This window comes from Burkholderia sp. D-99 (assembly GCF_011605345.1).
Lineage (GTDB): Bacteria > Pseudomonadota > Gammaproteobacteria > Burkholderiales > Burkholderiaceae > Burkholderia.
The window spans coordinates 476,485-501,950 of the sequence record NZ_JAAOXM010000005.1 but is presented as its reverse complement, the minus strand read 5'-3'; the positions used below and the strand labels follow the sequence as shown (position 1 = coordinate 501,950).

24 protein-coding genes and 1 pseudogene are annotated in these 25,466 nt (G+C 67.4%); 8 read left to right on the top strand and 17 right to left on the bottom strand.

What is annotated here, in order from left to right; genetic code table 11:
• Positions 1-261: 261 nt before the first annotated feature.
• Complete coding sequence (locus tag HAV18_RS21840; RefSeq protein ID WP_166959646.1) at positions 262-1,473, bottom strand: sugar transporter; 1,212 nt, start codon at positions 1,471-1,473, stop codon at positions 262-264.
• 222 nt (positions 1,474-1,695) lie between these two features.
• Between HAV18_RS21840 and HAV18_RS21835 the strand changes: the two genes are divergently transcribed.
• Positions 1,696-2,370 (top strand): HAD family hydrolase, encoded by a 675-nt coding sequence (locus tag HAV18_RS21835; protein WP_089459322.1) that lies wholly within the window; start codon positions 1,696-1,698, stop codon positions 2,368-2,370.
• Between the two features lie 217 nt (positions 2,371-2,587).
• On the opposite strand, the pseudogene HAV18_RS40300 reads toward HAV18_RS21835, so the two are convergent.
• From HAV18_RS40300 to HAV18_RS21800, 7 genes and pseudogenes are all read right to left on the bottom strand, one after another.
• Positions 2,588-2,659: pseudogene (locus HAV18_RS40300) on the bottom strand (hypothetical protein); the annotation flags it as partial.
• Between the two features lie 257 nt (positions 2,660-2,916).
• Positions 2,917-3,078 carry a DUF1328 domain-containing protein gene (locus HAV18_RS21825; RefSeq protein WP_071336161.1) on the bottom strand — a complete coding sequence of 54 codons (162 nt, stop codon included), beginning with the start codon at positions 3,076-3,078 and terminating at the stop codon, positions 2,917-2,919.
• 112 nt (positions 3,079-3,190) lie between these two features.
• The gene (locus HAV18_RS21820) at positions 3,191-3,313 is read right to left on the bottom strand and encodes a DUF3008 family protein (RefSeq protein WP_166959643.1); all 123 of its coding nucleotides are present in this window, start codon (positions 3,311-3,313) and stop codon (positions 3,191-3,193) included.
• A gap of 74 nt (positions 3,314-3,387) precedes the next feature.
• Positions 3,388-4,848, bottom strand: coding sequence for an RNA polymerase factor sigma-54 (gene rpoN / locus HAV18_RS21815; protein WP_166959639.1), 1,461 nt, complete (start codon positions 4,846-4,848; stop codon positions 3,388-3,390).
• A 428-nt stretch (positions 4,849-5,276) separates the two neighbouring features.
• Complete coding sequence (locus HAV18_RS21810; protein WP_166959636.1) at positions 5,277-6,644, bottom strand: sigma-54 dependent transcriptional regulator; 1,368 nt, start codon at positions 6,642-6,644, stop codon at positions 5,277-5,279.
• Between the two features lie 469 nt (positions 6,645-7,113).
• Entirely contained in the window at positions 7,114-7,578 is a 465-nt protein-coding gene (locus HAV18_RS21805) for a hypothetical protein (protein ID WP_166959633.1), read from the bottom strand.
• Positions 7,579-7,624: 46 nt separating this feature from the next.
• Entirely contained in the window at positions 7,625-8,263 is a 639-nt protein-coding gene (locus HAV18_RS21800; RefSeq protein WP_166959630.1) for an NAAT family transporter, read from the bottom strand.
• Positions 8,264-8,469: 206 nt separating this feature from the next.
• On the opposite strand from HAV18_RS21800, the gene HAV18_RS21795 reads away from it, so the two are divergent.
• A complete protein-coding gene (locus tag HAV18_RS21795; RefSeq protein WP_166959627.1) occupies positions 8,470-8,688 on the top strand; it encodes a DUF6566 family protein in 219 nt (72 codons plus the stop codon).
• Between the two features lie 49 nt (positions 8,689-8,737).
• On the opposite strand, the gene HAV18_RS21790 is transcribed toward HAV18_RS21795, so the two are convergent.
• Both HAV18_RS21790 and HAV18_RS21785 read right to left on the bottom strand, forming a co-directional pair.
• Complete coding sequence (locus tag HAV18_RS21790; RefSeq protein WP_166959624.1) at positions 8,738-9,115, bottom strand: DUF5594 family protein; 378 nt, start codon at positions 9,113-9,115, stop codon at positions 8,738-8,740.
• A gap of 59 nt (positions 9,116-9,174) precedes the next feature.
• Positions 9,175-10,707, bottom strand: coding sequence for an FAD-dependent oxidoreductase (locus tag HAV18_RS21785; RefSeq protein WP_166959621.1), 1,533 nt, complete (start codon positions 10,705-10,707; stop codon positions 9,175-9,177).
• A 237-nt stretch (positions 10,708-10,944) separates the two neighbouring features.
• On the opposite strand from HAV18_RS21785, the gene HAV18_RS21780 reads away from it, so the two are divergent.
• Positions 10,945-12,105, top strand: coding sequence for an NAD-dependent formate dehydrogenase (locus HAV18_RS21780; protein ID WP_166959618.1), 1,161 nt, complete (start codon positions 10,945-10,947; stop codon positions 12,103-12,105).
• Between the two features lie 34 nt (positions 12,106-12,139).
• Here the strand turns inward: HAV18_RS21780 and HAV18_RS21775 are convergent, their stop codons facing one another.
• The 6 genes from HAV18_RS21775 to HAV18_RS21750 form a co-directional block, all read right to left on the bottom strand.
• On the bottom strand, positions 12,140-13,564 hold the full coding sequence (locus HAV18_RS21775; RefSeq protein WP_166959616.1) for a PLP-dependent aminotransferase family protein: 1,425 nt from the start codon (positions 13,562-13,564) through the stop codon (positions 12,140-12,142).
• A 390-nt stretch (positions 13,565-13,954) separates the two neighbouring features.
• Positions 13,955-14,209 (bottom strand): hypothetical protein, encoded by a 255-nt coding sequence (locus HAV18_RS21770; protein ID WP_166959613.1) that lies wholly within the window; start codon positions 14,207-14,209, stop codon positions 13,955-13,957.
• A gap of 34 nt (positions 14,210-14,243) precedes the next feature.
• Positions 14,244-14,699 (bottom strand): DUF1269 domain-containing protein, encoded by a 456-nt coding sequence (locus HAV18_RS21765; RefSeq protein ID WP_166959610.1) that lies wholly within the window; start codon positions 14,697-14,699, stop codon positions 14,244-14,246.
• A 77-nt stretch (positions 14,700-14,776) separates the two neighbouring features.
• Positions 14,777-14,974 carry a hypothetical protein gene (locus HAV18_RS21760; RefSeq protein WP_166959607.1) on the bottom strand — a complete coding sequence of 66 codons (198 nt, stop codon included), beginning with the start codon at positions 14,972-14,974 and terminating at the stop codon, positions 14,777-14,779.
• A gap of 54 nt (positions 14,975-15,028) precedes the next feature.
• Entirely contained in the window at positions 15,029-15,478 is a 450-nt protein-coding gene (locus tag HAV18_RS21755; RefSeq protein ID WP_166959604.1) for a phosphate-starvation-inducible protein PsiE, read from the bottom strand.
• A complete protein-coding gene (locus HAV18_RS21750) occupies positions 15,475-15,858 on the bottom strand; it encodes a LysR family transcriptional regulator (protein ID WP_166959601.1) in 384 nt (127 codons plus the stop codon). The genes HAV18_RS21755 and HAV18_RS21750 overlap by 4 nt, the downstream gene beginning before the upstream one ends.
• Before the next feature lie 368 nt (positions 15,859-16,226).
• Here HAV18_RS21750 and HAV18_RS21745 point away from each other — a divergent pair, with 368 nt between their 5' ends.
• Positions 16,227-17,288 (top strand): Dyp-type peroxidase, encoded by a 1,062-nt coding sequence (locus HAV18_RS21745; RefSeq protein ID WP_166959598.1) that lies wholly within the window; start codon positions 16,227-16,229, stop codon positions 17,286-17,288.
• Between the two features lie 176 nt (positions 17,289-17,464).
• Here HAV18_RS21745 and HAV18_RS21740 read toward each other — a convergent pair whose 3' ends face one another.
• A complete protein-coding gene (locus HAV18_RS21740; protein ID WP_021157953.1) occupies positions 17,465-17,854 on the bottom strand; it encodes a GIY-YIG nuclease family protein in 390 nt (129 codons plus the stop codon).
• Between the two features lie 440 nt (positions 17,855-18,294).
• Here HAV18_RS21740 and HAV18_RS21735 point away from each other — a divergent pair, with 440 nt between their 5' ends.
• From HAV18_RS21735 to HAV18_RS21720, 4 genes are all read left to right on the top strand, one after another.
• Complete coding sequence (locus tag HAV18_RS21735) at positions 18,295-19,110, top strand: family 1 encapsulin nanocompartment shell protein (RefSeq protein WP_166959595.1); 816 nt, start codon at positions 18,295-18,297, stop codon at positions 19,108-19,110.
• Positions 19,111-19,214: 104 nt separating this feature from the next.
• Positions 19,215-19,484 carry a hypothetical protein gene (locus HAV18_RS21730; protein ID WP_166959592.1) on the top strand — a complete coding sequence of 90 codons (270 nt, stop codon included), beginning with the start codon at positions 19,215-19,217 and terminating at the stop codon, positions 19,482-19,484.
• A gap of 628 nt (positions 19,485-20,112) precedes the next feature.
• Complete coding sequence (locus HAV18_RS21725; protein WP_166959589.1) at positions 20,113-22,974, top strand: ATP-dependent Clp protease ATP-binding subunit; 2,862 nt, start codon at positions 20,113-20,115, stop codon at positions 22,972-22,974.
• A 123-nt stretch (positions 22,975-23,097) separates the two neighbouring features.
• Positions 23,098-25,377 (top strand): FdhF/YdeP family oxidoreductase, encoded by a 2,280-nt coding sequence (locus tag HAV18_RS21720; RefSeq protein ID WP_166959586.1) that lies wholly within the window; start codon positions 23,098-23,100, stop codon positions 25,375-25,377.
• Positions 25,378-25,466: the final 89 nt, after the last annotated feature.

The following is a 25,466-nucleotide window of genomic DNA, read 5'->3' as shown; positions in this document are numbered from 1 at the left end:
GATGCCGTCGATATCAGGCGCCCAGCCCGTCGGATTGGCGAACTTCAGCTATGTGCCAGGGCATGCGCTCGTGGCCGACGGCGGCTACTCGGTTGCATGACACCTGAAAGCGCGCTCCGGAATGCCGTGAGCGTTCATCGTCGCATAACCGACCCAACCGCGCGAACCGACAGCGCGAACTGACTGTGCGAACCGGCAGCGCGCTGTCAGTTCGCCCCCCCCTGTTCACACGGGAAGCCAATGCCTCGAGCCGTGCCGCCTTCACTGCCCGCCGGTGGCTATTGTTGGCTCCGCTACCGCCCGCTTCGCGTGAAGCCGCAACGCGAGCCACGCGATCCCGACCGCAACCGCGCCGACCACACCGCCAAAGGTACCAACCCACGGCAGCCCGAAGTCACCTGCGATATGGTTGCCGATCAGCGCACCGGCGCCGATGCCGACGTTGTACAGCCCGGAGAAGATCGACACGGCCAGGTCCGTCCCCTCCGGCGCCAGCTTCAGCACCCACGCCTGCATGGCCAGGCCGAAACAGACGATCGCCCCGCCCCACACCAGCGTATGCACGGACAGCGTGACGATGTTCAGCGCGCACGGAAACAGGATCAGCAGGCATCCCGCCAGCGCGACGATCGACCCGAGCAGGAATTTGTCGGGCTCGCGCGGGTACACGCGATTGAAACAGATCGCCGCCGGCAGGCCGGCGACGCCGAACAGGATCAGCACGTACGTGATCCGGCTGCTGCTCGCGTGGTTCACGCTCTGGACGAAGGGCTCGATGTACGTGTACGACGTGAAGTGCGCGGTCACGACCAGTACGGTGATCGCATAAAGCGCCACCAGCGCGGGCTTGCGCAGGAACACACCGATGCTGCTCAGCGACCCGGCGCCCTGGCTCGGCAGGACCGGCAGCGTGGTGCGCAGCAACAGCGCCGCACCGGCCGCGGCGCCCCCGATGATCAGGAACGTGACGCGCCAGCCGAACGCCTCGCCGATCACGCGCCCGAGCGGAATGCCGGCGACCATCGCGATCGCCGAGCCCATCGCGATCAGGCTCAGCGCACGGCTTTTGCGGTCGCTCGGCGCGAGCCGCACCGCGAGCGGGACGGAAATCGACCAGAACACCGCATGCGCGCAAGCGATGCCGAGCCGGCCGATCATCAGTACCGTGAAATTCCATGCGACGCCGGTCACGATGTGGCTGCCGATGAACACCAGCAACGCGCCGACCAGCAGCTTGCGACGCTCGACGTGACGCGTGACGAACGTCAGCGGCAGCGATACGACGGCAACGGCCCACGCGTAGATCGTCAGCATCAGGCCGACGGCGGTCGGCTTCATCTGCAGGCTGTCGCCGATCGCGCTGAGCAGCGCGACCGGCACGAATTCGGTGGTGTTGAAAATGAAGGCGGTCAGTGCCAGGGCCAGTACGCCCCACCACGAGTGCCTGGAACTGATGGCGTCCGGTGTTGCCATGCGTGGAATCGACGAGACGAGGGTTGGGGGCGTACGGTGCGTATGGCGCGGCCCCGATGAAGAAGGCCGGGCCCGGCGCATCGGCGCGATTGTACCAGCGGCACATGACACGCCGCGGCACGGCGGCGGGACATGGCGATGACACGGCCGTGCGCCGATAATGTGTCGACCAGGATTTTTTGCGGACACTTCGCCCGATTGTCACAGGACCAGGAGATTCACATGCGCATTGAAACGTCTTTTCTGTTCGATCTCGACGGCACGCTCGTCGACAGCGTCTATCAGCACGTGCTCGCGTGGAAGGAAGCGCTCGATGCCGAAGGCATCGAACTGTCGGTGTGGCGCATCCACCGCAAGATCGGCATGAGCGGCGGCCTGTTCCTGAATCAGTTGCTGCGCGAGACGTCGGGCGACCTCGACGCCGAGCGCGTCGAGCGGCTCGCCCGGCTGCATGCGGCCGCGTACCAGCGGCTGCGCGCGCAGGTCCGGCCGCTGCCCGGCGCGCGCGAATTGCTGGCCGCGCTGTCGGCGGCGGGCATTCGCTGGGCGATCGCGACCAGCGGGCGGATGGAAACGGCCGCCATCAATCTCGAGGCGCTCGGCGTCGATCCGGCGAAGCAGGTCGTGGTCACGCGCGACCAGGTCAAGTACGCGAAGCCCGACCCCGACCTGTTCCTGACCGCCGCCGCGCAACTGAACGTGCCGATCGAACACACGGTCGTGGTCGGCGACAGCATCTGGGACATGCTGGCTGCTGCCCGCTGCCGCTCGCTCGGCGTCGGGCTGCTGTCGGGCGGATACGGCAGCGACGAACTCGAACGCGCGGGCGCGCTGCGCGTGTACGACGATCCGGCCGATCTGCTGTGGCATCTCGACGAGATTGCGGCGCGCCCCTGAACCGCCTGCTTCGCCGACGGCACCCGCGCGGGATCGCTGCCGGTTTCGTCCGGCCGCGAACGGCCGGCCACGGCCGGCCGTCACGACACGCGACCACCGGGCGGCTCAATCGTCGTCGATGCGCTTGTCGATCAGATAGCGGCCACGTGCGACGCCCGCGAGCAGCGCTTCGCTCGGTGAGCCACTCGGGGCCGTCGGCCGCCGGCACGGCCAGCTCGATGCGCGCGCCGCCGACAACCACCTGCACCTCGTCGCGCCACGCGCCGCTGTCGTTGCGCCGCGCCCACACGCGTATCTCGTGCCCGCGATACGGGTCGCGGATCTGTGCGTCCTGTTGATTTTGCACGGTGGCCTCCTATCCCTGTCTGCGACGACGATGCAAGACATGCGCGCCGCATGCCCGCGAACCGGCGCGCGGATCGAACGTCCCGCACCTTCGTCAATGCGCTTCGTGTGAATCACGCGACCGATCTGCTCGCCAGTCTCGTGACCACCGCGATGTTCGCGAAGCGCTGCGACCGCCCGGGTGTGCCGCTCACGCGCCGCTCATCGTCGCACGACGCCCAGCAGCAGCGTGACGACGAAGATCACGACGAAGATATAGAACAGGATCTTCGCGATCTCGGCCGCGCCGGCTGCAATTCCGCCGAAGCCGAACACGGCCGCGACGATTGCGATGATGAAGAAGATGACCGCGTATCGAAGCATGGATACCTCCTGGATGGCAGCTGTCGTCAGGACACGTCGTCGCCGTTCACGCATCGTGTTCGTACTCCGGTTTGCCGCGCCTCGGCGCGGACGCGATTTTCTCGAGTGCCGTTTAGCTCATCGAGTTGACCATGGCCTTCGCCGGTGGCTCGAAGTCCTTGATGTTCGTCTTGCCACATCCGGCCGACAGCACCGCCCCTGCCGCACGCTGCCGGGCCCGCGACTTTGCCGGCATGGTTGCGCTCCTGTCGTTCGCGCACGCGTCGACACGACGGTCGGCACGCGCGCGATCGGCTCGCCGGGCAGCCGTCATACGGCGTCGCGGCGTCGCAGGTCGGCCGGCGGAATCTTCATCGCCTGTCGATACTTCGTCACCGTGCGGCGCGCAACCAGGATGCCGCGACCCGCAAGGTTGTGCGCGAGCGCGACGTCGGACAGCGGATCGGTGTGCCGCTCGGCCGCGATCATGTCGCGGATCAGCACCTTCGCCGCCGCCGCCGAGCACACGCTCTTGCCGGCCGCCTCGAGCTTGCGCGGGAAGAAATGCTTGAACTCGAACGTGCCGTGCGGCGTGGCCATGTACTTGTTGCCCGTCGCGCGCGACACGGTCGATTCGTGCAGGTCGAGTTCGTCGGCAACGTCGCGCAGCACGAGCGGCTTCATCGCGATCTCGCCGTAGCGGAAGAAATCGCGCTGCCGCGCGACGATGCATTCGCTAACGCGCCGGATCGTGTCGAAGCGCTTCTGCACGTTTCGGATCAGCCAGCGCGCTTCCTGCAGTTGCTGGCCGAGCGGCGAATCGCGCTCGCCGCTCGACTGCGCGAACAGCGTCACATAGCGGTCGTGCAGCCGCGCGCGCGGCAACACGGCCGGGTTGATCGTCACGATCCAGTCGTCGCGCACCTGGCGCACGATCACGTCGGGCACCACGTAGTCGCCGCGCGTGCTGCCGTAATGATTGCCGGGGCGCGGGTCGAGCCCGCGCACCAGCGCGCAGGCCGCCTGCAGCGTGTGCGGGTTGCAACCGATACGCCGCTGGATCTCGGCCGTCTCACGGCGCGCGAGCCGCTCGAGATGCTCGCGCGCGATCGCTTTCGCTTCCGCGAGCGCCGGCGTACCGGCCGGGATCGCGTCGAGCTGCAGCACGAGACACTCGGACAGCGAGCGCGCGGCCATGCCGGGCCGATCGAGCATCTGCACGAGCCGCAGCGCGACCGCGAGATCCTGCGCCGACAACAGCAGCGCGGGGTCCGCCGCGACCAGCAGTTCGGCGAGCTCCTGGCGCAGGTAGCCATCGTCGTCGAGCGCGTCGATCACGATGCGCGCGGCTTCGCGGTCGCGCCTGTTCAGTGGATAGAGCCGCAATGCATCATGCAGTTGCTGATGCAGCGACGGTTCCGCGGCCAGCCATTCGCCGGGCGACAGGCCGTCCGCCTCGTCGCCCTGGCGACTGGCGACGCGCGTCGCGGGCGCGGCCGTCAACGACACTTCGGACACCTCGGGCACCTCGGGTACGTCGCCGTCCGGCGGGCGCGCGACGTCGGGTTCGGGCGCCGCTTCGGGCGCCGCGGCTTCGGCCTGCGGCCCGGTTGCGTCGGCCGCAGGCTCCTCGTCGCCCTGGCCATCGTCGAGAAACGGATTCTGATCGAGCGCCTGCCGCAATTCCTGTTGAAATTCGAGCGAGGACAACTGCAGCAACCGCAGCGACTGCTGAAGCCTCGGCGTAAGTGCCAGATGCTGTCGCATCTGCAGCGCAAGCGAGACGGACATCGATGACCCTCCTGACGTTTCGCGGGATTCGCTTCGTATTCGGGATTCACGCAGCTTCCATGCCAGGCCGGCCGGTCGCCCCGCGTCGCGGTTCGCGTGCGTTCGTACCCCGTCTTGCAGACCATCGGGACCGCTTTTTTACAAACCGGTAGCAAGTTTTGGGCACGCGTTTCGCGCACCGTCCCGCCTCGCCCATGCAGTGGGCCGAATCGGTACGGCGTCGGCAGTGGCATGCCCGGCCGCGGCTGCGGCCGCGTTGATGCAGGTGAGCCGTCCGTTCGCATCGGTGGCGATCGCGCCATGCGGCAGCGCCTGCGGCACGGTCGCGATCGCGACCAGCCTCACGGAGGTGGCGCAATTGCCGGCGCACGTTCACGACAGGTCGAACATCGGTCGCGCTCCCGGCCGCTTGCCCGACCGACGCGGGATCAGGATTCCGGCTTGTCCGCTTCGTCTTCGCGCTGCGCGAGCCGGTTGTAGATCGTCTTCAGGCTGACGTCGAGCACCTCGGCCGCCTGCGCCTTCACGCCGCCGCATTGCGCGATCGTGCCGACGATCAGCCGCCGGTCGACTTCCTCGAGCGACGTGCCGAACGGCACGGTCACGCGATCGTCGTGCGAATCGGCCAGGTTCGACAGTTCGTCCATGATCGGCGGCGGCAGCGTATCGATCACGTCCGCATCGCTGAAGATGCTCGCGCGCTGCACGAAGTTGCGCAACTCGCGCACATTGCCGGGCCATGCATAGGTCTTCAGTGCTTCGCGCGCGGCCGGCGCGAAGCGCAGGTTGCGGCCGCTTTCGGCGTTGAACTGCTGCAGGAATGCATCGGCCAGCATCGGGATGTCGTCGCCGCGCTCGCGCAGCGACGGCAGCGGGATCGGAAACACGTTGATCCGGTGAAACAGGTCGGGCCGCAGCTTGCCGTCCGCCATCGCGGCTTCCGGATCGCGGTTGGTCGCCGCGACGATGCGCACGTCGATGTCGATCTCGCGCATCGAGCCGAGCCGCGTGAGGCGCCCCGTCTCGAGCACGCGCAGCAGCTTGACCTGCGATTCCAGCGGCATCTCGGTGATCTCGTCGAGCAACAGCGTGCCGCCGTCCGCGCGTTCGAAGAAGCCCTTGTGCTGGCGCTCCGCGCCTGTGAAGCTGCCGCGGTCGTGGCCGAACATCTCGCTCTCGACGAGGTTCGCGGCGATCGCACCGCAATTCACCGCGAGGAACGGGCCACGGCGGCGCAGGCTCAGGTCGTGCACCGTCTGCGCGGCCAGCTCCTTGCCGGTGCCCGATTCGCCCGTCAGCAGCACCGACGCCTCGGTGCGCGCGACCCGGCCGATTGCGTCGTAGACAACCTGCATTGCGGGCGAACTGCCGAGCATGCGGCCGAAGCGACCGAGGCGCTGCAACTCCGAGCGCAGCTCGGCGATTTCCTCGTGCAGCGCCGTGGTGCGCGGCACGCGCGCGAAGATGCTGTTCAGCCGCTGCATGTTCAGCGGCTTCACCAGGTAGTCGGTCGCGCCGCGCCGCAACGCGTCGATCGCGGTTTCGAGGCTGGCGTGACCGGTTGTCAACACCATTTCGCAGTGCGAATGCTTCGGCAATGCATCGAACAGGTCCATCCCGTTGCCGTCCGGCAGAACGAGATCGCACAGCACGAGATCGGGGGGATGCGTGGCGACGAGCGTGCGCGCTTCTTCCAGCGTCGCGGCCGTATCGCATGAGAGCTGCTGCATGCGCGCGAGCGCCGCGAGCATCGTCCGCGTATCGGCGTCGTCTTCGACGATCAGGACGTAGGGCATCGTGCCTCCTTGTGAAGCGGCCCGGCACGCGTGTCTGCCGGGACCGCGGCGGATCACGGTGGATCGCTGCGAGGTCCGGCCACCGGTCGCTCGACGATACGGCACGATCGATGCGCTCGTACCGACTGGCTGTCCTCCCGTGAAAAGCAGTCCCTGTCAGTATAGAAGAGCGATGTCGCGCACACGCCGATCATCGAATAAATCTATCCGCGCCAGCCACCTGCATTGCCAGATTCAATGCGGCGCGATCGGTAAGAATGCCATCGCTTTCGAACGGATCATGCGGCGTGAAGTCGTCCTGATCACCTCTTTTGCACACTTCATCGATCTATGCGGTCAAACTTTCCGGCCTGACTTTTCGCATGTCGAAAACGGTTGATGACGATACGCCGCGGTTCGATGGCTTTCGTTCGCGTCAGACCCCGCCGATTCACTTGTCGCTCACCGAGCGCACGGTGCGGCTCGTCAGTCAGTCGGCCCCCGAACGACTGCCGCCGTCGCGCGCTTTCGAGATCGCTTCGACGAGCTTCAGTTCGTCGTCGATCGACAGCGTCGTGTCGGTCACTTCTCCGCCGAACGGTGCGAGCGCCGCGCTCAGCGCGTAGATGTCGAGTTGCGTCGCGGTCAGCCCCATCGACACGGTGCCCGGGCGCGCCTTGCGCGCGACGCGGTCGATCAGCGCGTCGTCCACCGGCCGCTCGCGCCATGCATCGAGCGACGATTCGATGTGCTCGACCACGCTGTCGAGCAGCGATCCGGATGACACGCGCCCGGGATCGACCGAATGCGTGCGCAACTGTCCGTCGGTCGTGCACTCGACGATCACGACGCCCGACAGCGCGACGACATGCCGGTCGCGCAACGCCCCGGGTTCGGCGAGCGCACGATGGGCATCAGCGAGATCTGGATAGGACAATGCAATCAGCGTATTCATCCACCACTCCGTAAAATCATGGCCACCGATTCCGGACGCGCCGCGCTCAATGCGGCAGCCCGAACGCGGCCTTCAGGCTCGCGACGATCATCTGCATCGCGATCGCCGCGAGGATCATCCCCATCAGGCGCTGGGTCACCGCCGTCACGCGCGGTGACAGGTAATGGCCGATCAGCGGCGCGGACAGTAACGAAACGGCCAGCAACACGAGAAACGCGACGAGCCCGAGCGCGAACGCGAGTTCCTGCCCGGTCGAGAACGCGCTGTGCCCGAGCACGATCATCGTCGCGATCGTGCCGGGGCCGACGAGCAGCGGGATCGTCAGCGGATAGATCGCGACGCTCTCGGTGGCCGCCGGGTCGGCGCCTTCGTCGTCGCCCGGCGAATGCTGGCGGCTCGGCGCACCGTGCAGCATCGACAGCGCGATCAGCAGCACCAGCAGCCCGCCCGCGAGGCGGAAATCGTCGATCGTCAGGCCGAACACGTGCAGGATCGCGCCACCCGCGACGGCCGACACGATGCAACCGACCGTCACGCCGATCGCGGCCGTCAGCGCGACCTTGCGGCGCACGCCATCCGCCGCACCTTCGGTCAGCGACAGGAACACCGGGATGTTCGCGATCGGGTTCATGATCGCGAACAGCGCCGCGAACACCTTGATCGAAAAGGTCAGGTCGAAGGCCACAGGGTCACTCCCGTCTCACGTGTCGATGTGCGTGTCGATTTGCGCGTCGATGTGCGTGTCGAATCGCGTGTCGAATCGCGTGTCGAATCGCGTGTCGAATCGCGTGTCGAATCGCGCACAGGTTCCGCTTCGTTTCCGGTGCACTTCGCACGCCATGCTGCTACGATCGACGCACCGCGTTCACGCACGACGGAGGGCCCCGAACGATGCAAGCCACCGACACCTTCATGGATCACGAGATTCGCGTCGACGCGACGCGCAACGCAAACGGCGCGTGGGTTGCGCAGGTGCGGATCTTCCGCGACGGCGCGCCGGTCGACCTGCCCGCGCCCGAGCTCGTCACACCCGAATGGCTCACGTGCGACGAAGCGCTGCGCGGCGGCATCGACCAGGGCCGCGTGATCGTCAAGACGCGCGACCGGTAACGTCGCGCGGTTCATCGGCGCGTCGCCGGCCGGCGTCATACCGCGCGTTTCACGCATCGAAATCGAGATCGCCGATCAGGATCTCGCGGTCGCGCTGGGTCCGCGTGCTGAAGTCGACCGGCAATGCCATCTGCCAGCGTTCGATCGTGACCGGCAGCGCCGCGAGATAGCGGTCGAAGCGGCTGCGGTCAGGCTCGGCCAGCAACGCATCGATCGCATCGTCGCGCCACACGAGCCGCGCGTTCAGCCGGTTCGGCAGCCCGACCGTCGACGTGAGGCCGATCACGTCCACGCAGGTCGGGCTCCCCTGCCCGTCGTGCGGCACGACGTTCACGCGCACTTCACCAGGCTGATACAGGCAGAGCACGCGCGCCGCGATGCGTGGCGCAAACTCGGTTTCGAAACGTGCACGGACTTCGGGACTCATCTCGCCTCCAGGATCGAATCATGTCGTCACGCCGCTGTTACGCGGCGGGTACGCGTCTGTCACGCGGCTGCAATCTGCCGCTCGAATGCCGCTTCCGCCTTCAGGCTGTCGAGATCGCGGCCGATCGTCACGACCGCGAGCCGCGTGTCGCCGCGCCAGTACGCGATCGAGCAGTCGTGCGCGCCGAGGTCGCCGTCGATCTCGACACGATCCCATTGCTCCGCATGCCCGACATAGTTGATCGTCAGGTCGTAATGCTGGCTCCAGAAGAACGGCACCGCATCGAACGGGCGCTGCTGGCCGAGCATGTTGCGCGCCGCGGCGATGCCCTGCCGCTCGGCAACGACCCAGTGCTCGACGCGAATGCGCTCGCCCGTCAGCGGATCGGGCCAGCGCGCGATGTCGCCGGCCGCGTAGATGCCGGGCACACTCGTCTGAAGGAAGCGGTCGACCGTCACGCCGCGCTCGACGGCCAGCCCCGCGTCCTGCGCGAGCGCCACGTTCGGATGCACGCCGATGCCGACCACCACGACATCGGCCGGCAGCACGTCGCCGGTCGACAGTGTCACGCTGTCCGGCGTGATCCGCACCGGCGTCGCGCCGAGATGGAACACGACGCCGTGCGACTCGTGCAGTGCCTTGATCGTGTCGCCGAGCGCCTCGCCGAGCACGTGCGCCATCGGATGTGCATCGGGCGCGACGACCTGCACGTCGAGCCCGCGCGTGCGCAGCGCAGCGGCCGCCTCGAGCCCGATGAAGCTCGCGCCGACCACGACACAGCGGTGTGCCGTCTTCAGCTTGCCGATCAGCGCGTCGCAATCGGCGCGCGAGCGCAGCACGCACACGTGCGGAAGATCCGCGCCGGGCACGGTCAGCCGGTTAGGCTCGGCGCCCGTTGCCAGCAGCAGCGCGCCGTACCCGACGCGGCTGCCGTCGGCCAGTTCGACCGCCTGTTGCGCGGGATCGAGCCGCGCGACACGCGTGCCGCACCGCACGTCGATCCGATGGTCGGTGTAGAACGACGGCGCGCGCAGCGGCAGCCAGTCGGCGTCGGCCGTGCCGGCGAGATAGTCTTTCGACAGGTTCGGCCGGTCGTACGGCGGATCGGCATCCGCGGTGAGCAGTGTGACGGGGTGCGGATAGCCCGCCTGCCGCAGCGTCACGGCGGCCGCGATCGCGGCGGCGCCGCCGCCGACGATCACCACCGACGCGGGCAGTCCGGCCGCATCCAGCGTGGGCGGCGCGGCAGCTGGTCGCGCATCGAGCACGACGGCGCGGCCGTCGCGGCGTTCGACGCGCCAGCACGGCAGGCCGTCTAGCGCCGGTGCGCGCAGCAGTTCGCCCGTGCGCAGGCAGAACGCTGCGTGATGCCACGGACAGTGGATCGTGTCGCCCTCCAGCAGGCCGTCGGCCAATGGCGCGCCGTAGTGCGGGCACTGCGCGCCCACGGCAAACAGTTCGTCGGCGCGGCGCACGAGCAGCACTGCTGCGTCGCCGACGTGGCCCTCGATCATCGCGCCGTCGGCGAGATCGTCGAGCGCGACGCCTTGCGTGAGATCGGGGCGTGAAGACGAGGAATCGCTTCCGGACATGACGTCGCTCCCGCAGAGTCAGGTAACGATCCCATTATCGGCGTCCCCCATGAAAAGAACAGGTACAGACGCCCCCGCAGCGCACGCAAACACCGACTGTAGCTTGTACGCGAGCCATGACGGGCGTAGAACGTCATCAACGTTGCGGCGCAACACACCCGTTGCATGCGGGGCACGTCGCGCATCCTGAGCAATCCGCATACCGCCCCTTCACCCTGTCACCAGGAGTGCTACCCGATGGCCACCATCCTGTGCGTGCTCTACCCCGATCCCGTCGACGGCTATCCGCCGCGCTACGTGCGCGATGCGATTCCGGTCATCACGCACTACGCGGACGGGCAAACCGCGCCGACGCCGGCCGGCCCGCCCGGCTTCCGGCCCGGCGAACTCGTCGGCTCGGTGTCCGGCGCGCTCGGGTTGCGCGGCTATCTGGAAGCGCACGGCCACACGCTGATCGTCACGAGCGACAAGGACGGCCCCGATTCCGAATTCGAGCGCCGGCTGCCCGAAGCGGACGTGGTGATCTCGCAGCCGTTCTGGCCCGCGTACCTGACGGCCGAGCGGATCGCCCGCGCGCCGAAGCTCAAGCTCGCGCTGACGGCCGGCATCGGTTCCGATCACGTCGATCTCGACGCCGCCGCGCGCGCCCATGTCACCGTCGCCGAAGTCACCGGCTCGAACAGCATCAGCGTGGCCGAGCACGTCGTGATGACGACGCTCGCGCTGGTGCGCAACTACCTGCCGTCGCATGCGATCGCGCAGCAGGGCGGCTGGAACATCGCCGATTGCGTGTCGCGCAGCTACGACGTCGAAGGCATGCATTTCGGCACGGTCGGCGCGGGGCGCATCGGGCTCGCCGTGCTGCGCCGGCTGAAGCCGTTCGGCCTGCAGCTGCACTACACGCAGCGCCACCGGCTCGACGCATCGGTCGAGCAGGAACTCGCGCTCACCTATCACGCCGATGCCGCGTCGCTCGCGAGCGCCGTCGACATCGTCAACCTGCAGATCCCGCTGTACCCGTCGACCGAGCACCTGTTCGACGCGGCGATGATCGCGCGCATGAAGCGCGGCGCGTACCTGATCAACACCGCGCGCGCGAAGCTGGTCGATCGCGACGCGGTCGTGAATGCCGTCACGTCCGGGCATCTCGCGGGTTACGGCGGCGACGTGTGGTTCCCCCAGCCGGCGCCGGCCGATCACCCGTGGCGCGCGATGCCGTTCAACGGGATGACACCGCACATCTCCGGCACGTCGCTGTCCGCACAGGCACGCTATGCGGCCGGCACGCTGGAGATCCTGCAATGCTGGTTCGAAGGCAAGCCGATCCGCAATGAATACCTGATCGTCGACGGCGGCACGCTCGCGGGAACGGGCGCGCAGTCGTACCGGCTGACGTGACGCCCGGCGCCGCGCACGATACGCGGCGGCACGGTCAGTCGAGGCAGTATGCGGCAAGCTTGCCGACCGTGATCACCGCCTGCTCGATCTCCGGCGACCACGGGCTGCTGTAGTTCAGACGGATGAAGTTCCGGAAACTGTCCGCGATCGAGAACATGTAGCCCGGCCCGATCGTGATGCCCTGCTCCAGCGCGAGCTGGTACAGCCGCATCGCATCGACCTGCGCGGGCAACTCGATCCACAGCACATAGCCGCCCGCCGGGCTCGAGATGCGCGTGCCTTCCGGGAAGAACCGCGACACCATCGTGCGCATCAGGTTCGCCTGCTGCGCATACGCCTTGCGAATCCGCCGCAGATGATGCTCGTAGCCGTCGCGTTCGAGAAACTCCGCGATCGCGAGCTGCGGCAACGACGGCGTCGCGAGCGTGTTCAGGAACTTCAGCTTCTCGACCTGCTCGCGATAGCGGCCCGGCAGCGCCCAGCCGATCCGGTACGCGGCCGTCAGGCTCTTCGAGAACGACGAGCAATGCAGCACGATGTCGTGGCGGTCGAACGACTTCAGCGTGCTGGGATGCATGTTGCCGAAGTACAGTTCGTTGTACACACCGTTCTCGATAACCGGCAGGTCGGCTTTCGCGGCGAACGCCACCAGTTCGCGCTTGCGCTCGTCGGGCATCTGGAAGCCGAGCGGGTTCTGGAAGTTCGGCATCACCATGCACGCGGCGATCGGCTGCGACTTCGCAATCGCGGCCAGCGCCGCGATGTCGATCCCGTATTCCGGGTGCGTCGCCACCTCGATCGCCTTCATCCCCATCCGCTCGATCGCATGCAGCATCGCGTAGAACGTCGGCGATTCCACCGCGACCGTGTCGCCCGGCTTCGCGACGGCCTGCAGGCACAGATTGATCGCCTCCGTCGCGCCGACCGTCACGATGATCTCGTTCGGGTCCACCGACATCCCGTTTTCCAGGTAACGGCGTGCGATCTGCCGGATCAGCCGCGGATGTCCGGGCGGCAGCCCGTCCGTCACGCCCCACAGCGACTTGTCGCGGCCGGCCGCATACGCGTAGCGGTTCAGCTTCTCGAACGGGAACAGGCTCGGGTCCGGATACGGCGAGCCGAGCGGCACCGCGTCGTCGGTGCCGATCGAGCGCAGCGTCGACAGCACGAGCCGGCTCACGTCGACCGACGACGAGATCGCGATCGGCTTCGACGGCCGCAGCTCGCGCACCGGCGCATTGCGGTCGTCGCGCCGCAGGTTCACGAAATAGCCGGACTGCGGGCGACTCTCCAGCAGCCCGCGGCTTTCCAGCAGCAGATACGCGTGCAGCACGGTCGTGATGCTGATCCGGTGCTGCTGGCTCGCCTGCCGCACCGACGGCACACGATCGCCGTGTCGATATACGCCTTGCCGGATGAGTCTCTCTATGTCGTTTGCAAATTTCTCGTAGAGCTTCATCCGCCTCGCCCCGCCAGCGGTGAACCGGCCTGCGATGCATGGGCGGCGTGGCCGCGCCGGTGCACGAAGCCGGATAGCCGTGCCCGGGTGCGGGTGTCCCGGTGCGAACCTCGTCCGTTATCGAAATTGAAGGCGGATAGCAATGCGAATCTCATCTAGACAAGGTTCGGCATCCTACTGCGTCATTTCGACGAATGTAAGTGACAGTTTGGCGGGGAAACGTGAATTCCGGCCGGCGGGGTGAACAGATTCGGACGCGACAACGAAGGTCCCCGCGCGATCGCGCGAGGCCGTTCTCCGGGCGCCATCCCGGCGCGCGTCGTCGCGGCTTGCCGCCAGCCGCGGGCGGCAGTCACGCGAAGCCCGGTCATGCGCGGGCCCCGCTTGAACTCAAGCGTCGTCGACGTTGTCCGCGTAGTGGTCGATCGCGACCTTGCACTCGTCGAACACCACCGTCAGCAGCGCGATGTCGTTCGACTCGACCCACTTGCGGATCTGCAGGAATTGCCCGGTGCCGAGATCGGCGAGGCGGGCCGGATCGTCGGTCGTCACGTCGACGGCCGCGATCGCGCGGTTGCCGGTGCCGGGCAGCGGCGACAGCGTCGCCGCGATGTCGAAGCGCCGGTACGATTGATCGATGCGCATGTCGTGCTCCTGATGCGGTTCGAAGATAGCGCGCTCAATCGAGCGTCTGGCGGAAAACCTTGCCGCCGAATCCCGTCACGACGTTGTCGACCGAGAACGGCGTGTCCTCCTTCGCTTCGAGGATGACCGCGACGCTGCCGGGCACGAGGCGTGCCGCAATCGTCTCGACGAACGTGCCGTCGAGCAGCACGTTGCCGGCCGCTTGCGCGAGAATGCCGGCCCCCGCGCCGGCCGCCATGCCGGTAACCACGCCGAGCGGCCCGGCGAGCAGGCCGAGCAAGCCGCCTGCGATCGCGCCGATCACGCCGCCCTTGAACGGCCGCGATTCGGCATCGAGCACCGCGAGCTTGCCGTTGGCGTCCTTCTCGACGACGACGCCGTTCTCGATGTGGAATCCCTCATGCTTGTCCGACAGCGCCTCGAAATCGTTCGCGGCCTGGCGGGCCGTGTCGACGCTGCCGAACACGGCGACGATCAGTTGCTTGGTCATTCGACACCTCGCTCGGTTGGATGATCGGTTTGGTCAGTTGCAGCCGCCGCGCCGCATGCGGCACGCCGGGGTTCGCTTCAGATGCCGGTGGCCGCAACACGTGCGCGCGCCGCATCGGCATACGCGTGCGCAGCCGCCCGCTGCAGCCCGGCGACGGACGGCGCGCGCGTGTGTGCCGGATCGGCATCGTACGCGTCGCGCGCCAGCCGGTAGGCGTCCGACGCCTCGTGCTGCCGTGCGATCGCATGTTTCGTTTCGACGGAACGCGTGCTCATCCCGCACCCTCCTTGCAGAGACATCGAAAATGCATGCGGCTTGCCGCCCGCCCCTCACCTGCGCGCATGTACATCGTCCTCGACATCGTCGACGTCCGCCGGAAAGCGATGCTGGCCGAAACTCAGGATCAGCACACCCACCGCGAGCAGCACGATCCCGAACGTCGTCATCAGCATCCGCTCGGGGCTGTCGGTCGCACCGCGCAGGATCAGGTCGCGCGCCAGCGACGTCATTGCAATGAACAGCGGAAACCGCACCGGCAGCCGGCCGAGCCGCAGGTAGCGCACGTCCATCGCGAGCACTTCCAGATAGAGGAACATCAGCAGCAGGTCGGTCAGCGACACTTCGCCCGCGAGCACGACCTTCCACGCTTCCTGCGTCATCGCGAACGCGGTCGCGAGACCGATCACGATCAGCCCGGCCAGTTCGGCCGCGTGAAGGAAATGGCCGAAGCGGCGGCGAATGCGCTCGGCCGGCGAGCAGGAAACGGTGGTCGTATTCAAGGTGACAGTCGCGGTGATGAAGCTTGAACGGCGCCGGGCGGCGGAAACGTCGCGTCGCGCGCGGCGGCAGGGCCGGAATCGGTATCGTGCGCGTCCGGCACATCCGATACGCCCGACGCATGCGGGCCGGCCGCGCCGATCGCCTGCTCGACGGCGGACAGCGTCCGCCGGCAGCACACGTGGAACGCGACGCCCGCATCGGTGCAGGCCACATCGTCGTGCTCGCGGCACAGCAGCAGGCGACAGCCGAGATACCGTTCGAGGCAGTCGATCCGTTCGCTCACCTGCGCTTCGTCGAGCTGCAATTCGGACGCCGCGCCGGCCAGGCCGCCATGCTCGACCACCGCGACATATACACGCATCGCTTCCAGCAGGTTCATGATGACGCTCCTCGTCGGCGGGCGCAGCGGGACCTAATCTACTGCACGCGGCACGCCCGCTCAAGAGCACAGCGCCGCGCGCGCCAGGAGTACAGCTGCGCGGGCGCCGCCCAAAATCCGGCCCTGTTTGACGCATTCGCATGACAGTTCGGCGATACGGGTTCCAAAGCCCCGCCGAAGCTGCTAGATTGCTTGCTCGACGACGTTACGCGGTGCGGGCAGGTCACGCGCCGTGCGGCCGGCCGCCACCGCCGCGGCCCGTTGCGCGAGGTCCGCGCAACGTCCTTCATCCGCATGACACAAAGAGAACAGTCGCATGACACAGTTCAACCGTTCGCCTGCGTGCGCCACGGCACTTCCGTCCCGACATGACTGACCGGCAGCCCACGATGCAGACACCTCCCCCGCTCTCCCAGGCCGTTCACAGCACGATCACGCGCAGCGCGATCTTCCTCGTGGCCACGATCAATCCTGGCGCCGATCACGCCGACACGATCCGTTCATGGTGCGGCGACATCGCCGCACTCGTGCGCTCGGTCGGCAAGCGCGTGCCGGGCGGCAACCTCACCTGCGTGTGCGGCTTCGGCGCCGACGCATGGAATGCGCTGTTCGGCGACCCGCGCCCCGCCGCGCTGCATCCGTTCCGCGAATTCGGCGCGGGGCAGCGCGTCGCGGTCGCGACGCCGGGCGACATCCTGCTGCACATTCGCGCGGAAGCGATGGACCTGTGCTTCGAACTCGCGACGCAATTGCTCGGCGCGCTCGGCGATGCCGTCACGGTGGTCGACGAGGTGCACGGCTTCCGCAATTTCGACCAGCGCGCGATGATCGGCTTCGTCGACGGCACCGAGAACCCGGAAGGCCGCGAGGCGGTCGACTTCACGGTGATCGGCGACGAAGACGCGGAATTCACGGGCGGCAGCTACGTGATCGTGCAGAAGTACCTGCACGACATGGCCGGCTGGAACGCGCTCGCGGTCGAAACGCAGGAGCGCATCATCGGCCGCACCAAGTTGTCCGACATCGAACTCGCACCGGACGTGAAGCCGTCGTGCTCGCACAGCTCGCTGACCACGCTCGACGAGAACGGCCAGGAAGTGAAGATCCTGCGCGACAACATGCCGTTCGGGCGCCCGGGTTCAGGCGAATTCGGCACCTATTTCATCGGCTACGCGCGCTCGCCGGCGCCGATCGAGCAGATGCTCGAGAACATGTTCGTCGGCCGCCCGCCCGGCAACTACGACCGCCTGCTCGACTACAGCCGCGCGGTCACGGGCTCGCTGTTCTTCGTGCCGTCCGCCGACCTGCTCGAAGCGCTCGCCGATCGCGCGGCGCCGGCCGCCGGCGCCGCGCAGCCGGAAGCCTCGCCGTCCGCGCCGCATCGTGACGGTTCGCTGAAAATCGGCTCGCTGAAAGGCGTGCCGTCGTAACGCAAGGGGCCAACGGCAGTCCGGCGCGCAACCGCGCGCCGGGCTTGTCCGGAACGGCCGCGGTTCAGTCGGCCGGCGCGCTCGCGCGGCGCTGCGCAACAACCCCTTCCGCCGTGCCACCGCGTATGGGCCGCTACGCGCGCAGGCTTGCATTCCCTGCACGCCGCCCGCGCGAATCAACCCACCAGGATATAGAGCCAGTTCTTCGGCAGCGCCCCGCCCGGGCCGTTGCTGCATGCCAGCAGCCGTTCGCCGGATTGGGGGTGCGTGATGCCGGTACGGAATGTCTCGATGGCCTTGCGCTCCAGACGGTCGAACGCGTTCCCGACCAGGTTGTGCGCTTCGAGATAGATCGGGGCCATCAGTTTGAAGTCAGGCTTGGTGGCGCGATGTTTCGCCAGCCGGGTGTACAGGTCGCTGGTGATGCCGATATAGAACTTGCTGTACTCCGGCTTTGCGGCAAACGCGTTCAACACCTGCCGCAAATGCCCGATGACATCCTCGTGATTGATGACGCCCGTCTTCAGCATGTATTTGTCTTCGGGCGAGACGAGTTGTAATGCCATGAACGACCTCCACTTGTTGTGAAGCTTCAATAGGCTGCGTCTATGATTCATCCGGGCCCGGCACCGACGACCGCCCACCCCCTGCTGGCAGAAACCCGGCTGGATGAATGTTCGTAAGAATGCACGACTCGCGACAGGACGTCGACCGGAATTGATTCCGCACAGCGTCGAACGCGGCCCGAGCGACGATGCCACCGGCACGCCCCCTGTATCGCGGCAATCCAGTCGCGGCATTCCGCACTCGCCCACACTCGCGCCGCGCGAATTGCATAACAGTTGCGCCACCGCACGGTGTCGTTTCGATTTGTGCTGCAGTGGTGTCGATCGAGCCTGCTAATATGCATTTTCATCCGCGATCGGCAGGCCTGGCATCACGCACAGCCCCTCAGCCGATCGGCCCGCCATGAAGTGTTTCCGCTGACGTGAGGCAATCCAAATCCATGAATAACCTGCACCGCGAACTCGCCCCGATCTCGTCTTCCGCCTGGGAGCAAATCGAGGAAGAAGTGGCACGCACGTTCAAACGATCGGTGGCCGGCCGCCGCGTGGTCGATGTCGACGGCCCCGAAGGCCCCGAGTTGTCGGCCGTCGGCACCGGGCACCTGGTCGCAGTCGACGCGCCGCGCGAGCACGTGAATGCGCGGCTGCGCGAAGTGCGCACGATCGTCGAGCTGACGGTGCCGTTCGAGCTGAGCCGCGATGCGATCGACAGCGTCGAGCGTGGCGCGCGCGACGCCGACTGGCAACCGGCGAAGGACGCCGCGCAGCGGCTCGCGTTCGCCGAAGACAACGCGATTTTCGACGGCTACAAGGCAGCAGGCATCGTCGGCATCCGCGAAGGCACGTCGAACCGCAAGCTCACGCTGCCGGCGGACGTCGGCGCGTATCCCGACGCGATCAGCGACGCGCTCGAGGCGCTGCGGCTGGCCGGCGTGGACGGCCCGTACTCGGTGGTGCTCGGGTCGGATGCATACACGGCGCTCAGCGAAGCGCGCGACCAGGGCTATCCGGTCCTCGGCCATATCAAGCGGATCGTCAGCGGCGAGATCATCTGGGCGCCGGCGATCAGCGGCGGCTGCGTGCTGTCCACGCGCGGCGGCGATTATGAGTTGCATCTCGGGGAAGACGTATCGATCGGCTACACGAGCCATACCGACAAGGTCGTCCGCCTGTACCTGCGCGAAACGTTCACGTTCCTGATGCTGACGAGCGAAGCATCGGTGGCCGTGGCGCCGCAGGGCAGCACGGCGGCCTGACCGCGGTTGCCTGCGCGCGATGCCCGCCCGGCGTCGCGCGCGACCAGCCGCACCGCCGGCCGCATGTTCGTCGCCGACCGAACCCACTTTGCATGGAGTGTGTGATGAGCGAGTCGAATGAGGCATTGCAGGCGCTGCAGACGTCGGTCGACCACCTGAAGAAGGCGGTCGACGCGAACGCGGGCAGCCAGGCCGGCGACACCGCCGTGCTGTTCACCGTCATGTCGCTGGTCCTGGCCGAGTTGCCGCCCGACACGCGCAACCTGATCGAGGATTCGTTCTCCGTCTGGGCCAATGGCCTGCCGGATGCGGCACTGTCAACGGACGTGAAACAGATCGCCCGGCAACGGCTCGCGATGACACTCCCGGACTGACCGCGGCACGCCACGGTTGCGCCGTGTCCGGCCCGGACCGTGCAACCCGCCCGCTCCTTCAGCCGCCACACACGCATCGTCTGCGGTGCGTGCGTGGTCGCATTTGGCCGGTCGACGCACGTCCCTCCTGCGGCGCTTCCATCGCGCCCGACCACCCGCAGTACCCTCCACCTACCGGCGACCGGCACCCTGCGCGCCCATGTCGCACCGCGCCCCGTTTGCGTGGCACTTCCTCCTCTTTCCTGTCACCGCACGTTACGCGTGCCGCGCACGCCCGTGCCGCCGCGTACCTGCCCGTCTGTACTCCTTGCCACCCGTTCGCACCCGCATCCGAGGGTGCAATTCACGGCCGGGCCGGCGCGGAACTGTGTCTTGGATGGCGTCCGCCGATTCGCTATTTTGAACGCAGTCGAAGCGATGCCGTGGGCTCCTCCCGGCACGCACGCTTGCCGTCCTGACCGCGACCTTGCACGACGCCGGCGCGCGCTGCGCGACAGCCCGGTCGCGGCCCGCGCGCCACCGCGCCGCCGTGCCACATGACGTGCGTTCGCGGTCGGGATGCGCAAGCGCCGCACCGCATCGGGACTTCACCCTTCGACCCACTTTCACCGACAGGAGCCAGACCACCATGCCCGCACTTTGCGATATCTGCCACGCCCGGCCGGCCGTCGCGCGCGCAACCGTGATGCAGGACGGCGAGCGCAAGACGATCTCGATCTGCGATTACCACTTCCGTCAGCTGATGCGGCATCAGAGCATGCTGAACCCGTTCGATTCGCTGCTCGGCGGTGGCGGCTCGTCGTCGCTGTTCGGCGGGCTCGGCGACGAATCGCCGCTCGCCGCCGAGGTTCCGCGCGAATCGGTCGACCCGACCGACGCGTTCAGCGAGCAGACGCTGGAGCTGCTGCAGCGCGCGGCCGAGAAGGCGCACGAGCTGCGTCGCAGCGAGCTCGATTCCGAACACCTGCTTTACGCGCTCGCGGACACCGACGTGTGCGCCGCGCTGCTGAAGGAACTGAAGCTGTCACCGCAGGACATCAAGTCGTATATCGACGAGCACGCGCACACCGGCACGGCCGCCGCCGATGCGCCGCTCGACAAGCTGTCGATCTCGCCGCGCGTGAAAAAAGCCGTGCAGTATGCGTTCCAGGCGTCGCGCGATCTCGGCCACTCGTACATCGGCCCCGAGCACCTGCTGATCGGGCTCGCGTCGGTGCCGGACAGCGTCGCCGGCACGCTGCTGAAGAAATACGGCGTGACGCCCGAGGCATTGCGCCAGAAAGTCGTGAAGGTGGTCGGCAAAGGTGCCGAGGACGGCCGCGTCGATGCACCGACCGGCACGCCGAACCTCGACAAGTTCGGCCGCGACCTCACCGCGATCGCGCGCCAGGGCAAGCTCGACCCGGTGCTCGGCCGCGCGCAGGAAATCGAGAGCACGATCGAGGTGCTCGCGCGCCGCAAGAAGAACAACCCGGTGCTGATCGGCGAGCCGGGTGTCGGCAAGACGGCGATCGTCGAAGGGCTCGCGCAGCGGATCGTCAACGGCGACGTGCCCGAGGTGCTGCGCGGCAAGCGGCTCGTCGAAGTCAACATCAACTCGATGGTGGCCGGCGCGAAGTATCGCGGCGAGTTCGAGGAACGCGCGAAGCAGCTGATCGACGAAGTGACTGCGAAGCAGGACGAACTGATCCTGTTCATCGACGAGCTGCACACGATCGTCGGCGCGGGCCAGGGCGGCGGCGAAGGCGGCCTCGACATCGCGAACGTACTGAAGCCCGCGCTCGCGCGCGGCGAGCTGAGCCTGATCGGCGCGACGACGCTCAACGAATACCAGAAGTACATCGAGAAGGACGCCGCGCTCGAACGGCGCTTCCAGCCGGTGTTCGTGCCGGAGCCGAGCGTCGAGCAGACGATCGTGATCCTGCGCGGGCTGCGTGACAGCCTCGAGGCGCATCACCAGGTGACGTTCGCCGACGACGCGTTCGTCGCGGCCGCGGAATTCGCCGACCGCTACATCACGTCGCGCTTCCTGCCCGACAAGGCGATCGACCTGATCGATCAGGCCGCCGCGCGCGTGCGGATCGGCGCGACGTCGCGCCCGGTCGACATCCAGGAAGGCGAAGCGCAGATCGCGCAACTGAAGCGCGAGCAGGACTACGCGACCTCGCGCAAGCGCTTCGACGAAGCGAAGCAGTTCGAGGAGCAGATCAATGCGAAGCAGAAGGCCGTCGACGAGATGATGGAGGCGTGGCAGCGCAAGACGGGTTCCGAGACGCTCGAGGTGACGGTCGAATCGGTGGCCGAGGTCGTGTCGCGGCTGACCGGCATCCCCGTGTCCGAACTCACGCAGGAAGAGCGCCAGAAGCTGCTGAAGATGGAAGAGCAACTGCGCGAGCGCGTGGTCGGCCAGAGCGACGCGGTGGTGGCCGTCAGCGATGCCGTGCGGCTGTCGCGCGCGGGGCTCGGCCAGACGAACCGGCCGATCGCGACGTTCCTGTTCCTCGGGCCGACGGGCGTCGGCAAGACCGAGCTCGCGAAGGCGCTCGCCGAAACCGTGTTCGGCGACGAGCAGGCGATCATCCGGATCGACATGTCCGAGTACATGGAGCGGCACGCGGTCGCGCGGCTGATCGGCGCGCCGCCCGGCTACGTCGGCTACGAAGAAGGCGGCCAGCTCACCGAGCGCGTGCGGCGGCGCCCGTACAGCGTGATCCTGCTCGACGAGATCGAGAAGGCGCACCCGGACGTCTACAACGTGCTGCTGCAGGTGTTCGACGACGGCCGCCTGACCGACGGCAAGGGCCGCGTGGTCGACTTCAGCAACACGATCATCATCGCGACGAGCAACCTCGGCGCCGCGATCATCATGGACAACCTCACGCAACCGGAGGCCGCGCGCAAGACCGACAAGGCGATCCGCGAGGAACTGATGCAGGTGCTGAAGGGCCATTTCCGCCCCGAATTCCTGAACCGGATCGACGAGGTGATCGTCTTCCATGCGCTGTCGAAGGAGAACATCCGCGCGATCGTCCAGATCCAGCTCGACCGCGTGGTCCGCACGGCCGCCGCGCAGGACATCACGCTCGTGATGGGCGATTCGCTCGTCGAGCACCTGACCGAAGCGGGCTACCAGCCTGAGTTCGGCGCGCGCGAGCTGAAACGCCAGATTCGCCAGACCATCGAGACGCGGCTGGCGAAGGAGATCCTTGCCGACCGGCTGCAGTCGGGCGATCGATGCGAAGTCGACTACGACAAGGCCAGCGACGAAGTGAAGTTCAACAAGCTCGCGGCACCTGAAGCGAAGGAGGCGAAGGACACGAAGCAGGACGCCGGCGGCAACGCGAAACCGAACGGCAAGACAGCCAAGGCCGCCGGCGACGCGAAGGCCGCCGACGCTCCCGCTAACGCACCCGCCGACGCGCCGCCGCGCGCGCCGGCCGCGAAGCCGTCCGGCAAGAAGTCGTCCGGCGCAAAGAAGGACGCGCACTAAAAAAACGCGTGCCCTGCAATCCGGGGCATGCATGACCGGCTCCGTCCAACGGACGGAGCCGCCCCACGCCGCGACATGGCGCAACCGAGCCGCCCGCACCGGGTCCGGCAATTGGAGATTCACATGACAAATCGACGCGAAGTGCCAGGCATCAGGAAGTACGACGGGCCCGCCGGCGGTTGGGGCGCGCTTCGCGCGACAGCCGACGCGGTGCGCACCCAGATGGAAACCATCGAGGCGCCGATCGTGCTGATGCGGACCAACCAGCCCGACGGCTTCGACTGCCCCGGCTGCGCGTGGCCCGACAAGGAACACAAGTCGACGTTCCAGTTCTGCGAGAACGGCGCCAAGGCCGTCACGTGGGAAGCGACGACCAAGCGCGTGACGCCCGAGTTCTTCGCGGCGAACACCGTGTCGTCGCTGCTGCGCATGTCGGACTACGAACTGGAGAACATGGGCCGGCTCACGCATCCGCTCGTCTACGATCGCGCGACCGACACGTTCCGCGAGATCACATGGGACGACGCGTTCGCGCGCATCGGCGAAGTGCTGCGCGCGCTGCCGCCCGAGCAGGTCGAGTTCTATACGTCGGGCCGCGCATCGAACGAAGCCGCGTACCTGTACCAGCTGTTCGCGCGCGAGCTCGGCACCAACAACTTCCCCGACTGCTCGAACATGTGCCACGAGCCGACCAGCGTCGGCCTGCCGCAGTCGATCGGCATCGGCAAGGGCACCGTGTCGCTGGAGGATTTCGACAAGTGCGAGCTGATCATCTCGATCGGCCACAACCCCGGCACGAACCACCCGCGGATGATGGGCACGCTGCACGAGTGCTCGCGGCGCAACGTGCCGATCATCGTGTTCAACCCGCTGCGCGAGCGCGCGCTCGAACGCTTCGCGGATCCGCAGGACATGATCGAGATGGCGTCGTTCGGCTCGACGCGGATCGCATCGACGTACTATCAGGTCGACGCCGGTGGTGACGCGGCCGCGCTGAAGGGCATCATGAAGGCACTGCTGCAGCTCGAAGCCGAACGCGGCAACGTGCTCGACCGCGACTTCATCGCGCAGCATACCGACGGCTTCGATGCGTTCTCGGCCGACCTGGAAGCCACGTCGTGGAACGACATCGAGCGCGCGAGCGGGCTCAGCCAGGCACAGCTCGAACAGGTCGCGCTCGCCTACGCGAAGTCGAACGCGACGATCATCACGTACGGGATGGGCGTCACGCAGCACAACAAGGGCACGGCAACCGTGCGCCTGATCGCCGACCTGCTGCTGATGCGCGGCAACATCGGCAAGCCCGGCGCCGGCGTCTGCCCGCTGCGCGGCCATTCGAACGTGCAGGGCAACCGTACGGTCGGCATCACCGAGAAACCGTCGGCCGAGTTCCTGAAGAAGATCGAGGACGTGTGCGGCTTCACGCCGCCCGCGCATCACGGGCACGACGCGGTGCAGGCGATGCAGGCCATGATCGACGGTACCGCGAAGGCGCTGCTGTGCCTCGGCGGCAACTTCGCGGTCGCGCTGCCCGATCCGGAACAGTCGTTCCCGGCGATGGCGAAGCTCGACCTGAGCGTGCATCTCGGCACGAAGCTGAACCGCTCGCACCTGCTGGTCGGCAAGGAAACCTTCATCCTGCCCGTGCTCGGCCGCACCGAACTCGACATGCAGGCGACCGGCCGGCAATCGATCACCGTCGAGGATTCGATGTCGATGGTCCATGCGTCGGCCGGCAAGCTCAAGCCGGCGTCGGACCAGCTGCGCTCGGAGCCCGCGATCGTCGCGGGGATCGCGCATGCGACGCTGCCGGCGAGCAAGGTCGCGTGGCTCGACCTGATCGCCGACTACGACCGCATCCGCGACCTGATCGACCGCACGGTGTCCGGCTTCGAGGCGTTCAACGAGCGCATCCGCACGCCGGGCGGCTTCCGCCTGCCGCTGCCGCCCACCGAGCGCGTGTGGCCGACGCCGACCGGCAAGGCGATGTTCTCGGTCTACAAGGGCGTGAAGGAAGATGCCGACGTGCTCGGCGGCGAGCAGGTGCTGCGGCTGATCACGCTGCGCAGCCACGACCAGTACAACACGACGATCTACGGGCTCGACGATCGTTATCGCGGCGTGTTCGGGCGGCGCGACGTGCTGTTCATGAACCCGGCCGATCTCACGAAGTACGGGCTCGAACACGGCGACCTCGTCGACATCGAGACGATCACCGCATCGGGCCGCACGCTTCGTCTCGAGAAGATCACCGCGATCGAGTACGACATCGCACCGGGTTCGGTCGGCGCGTACTACCCGGAAGCGAACGTGCTCGTGCCGCTCGACTACATCGACAAGGAAAGCGGTACGCCGTCGTACAAGTCGGTGCCGGTGCATGTCGCGCGGTCAGCGGTAGTCTGATCCAGCGGCGGGCGCGCGCGGGCGCGGCTCGATGTACCCCGCGCGCCTGCCGCCGGCGCGCGACGCCGCGCCGCGTGCGGCGCGGCCAC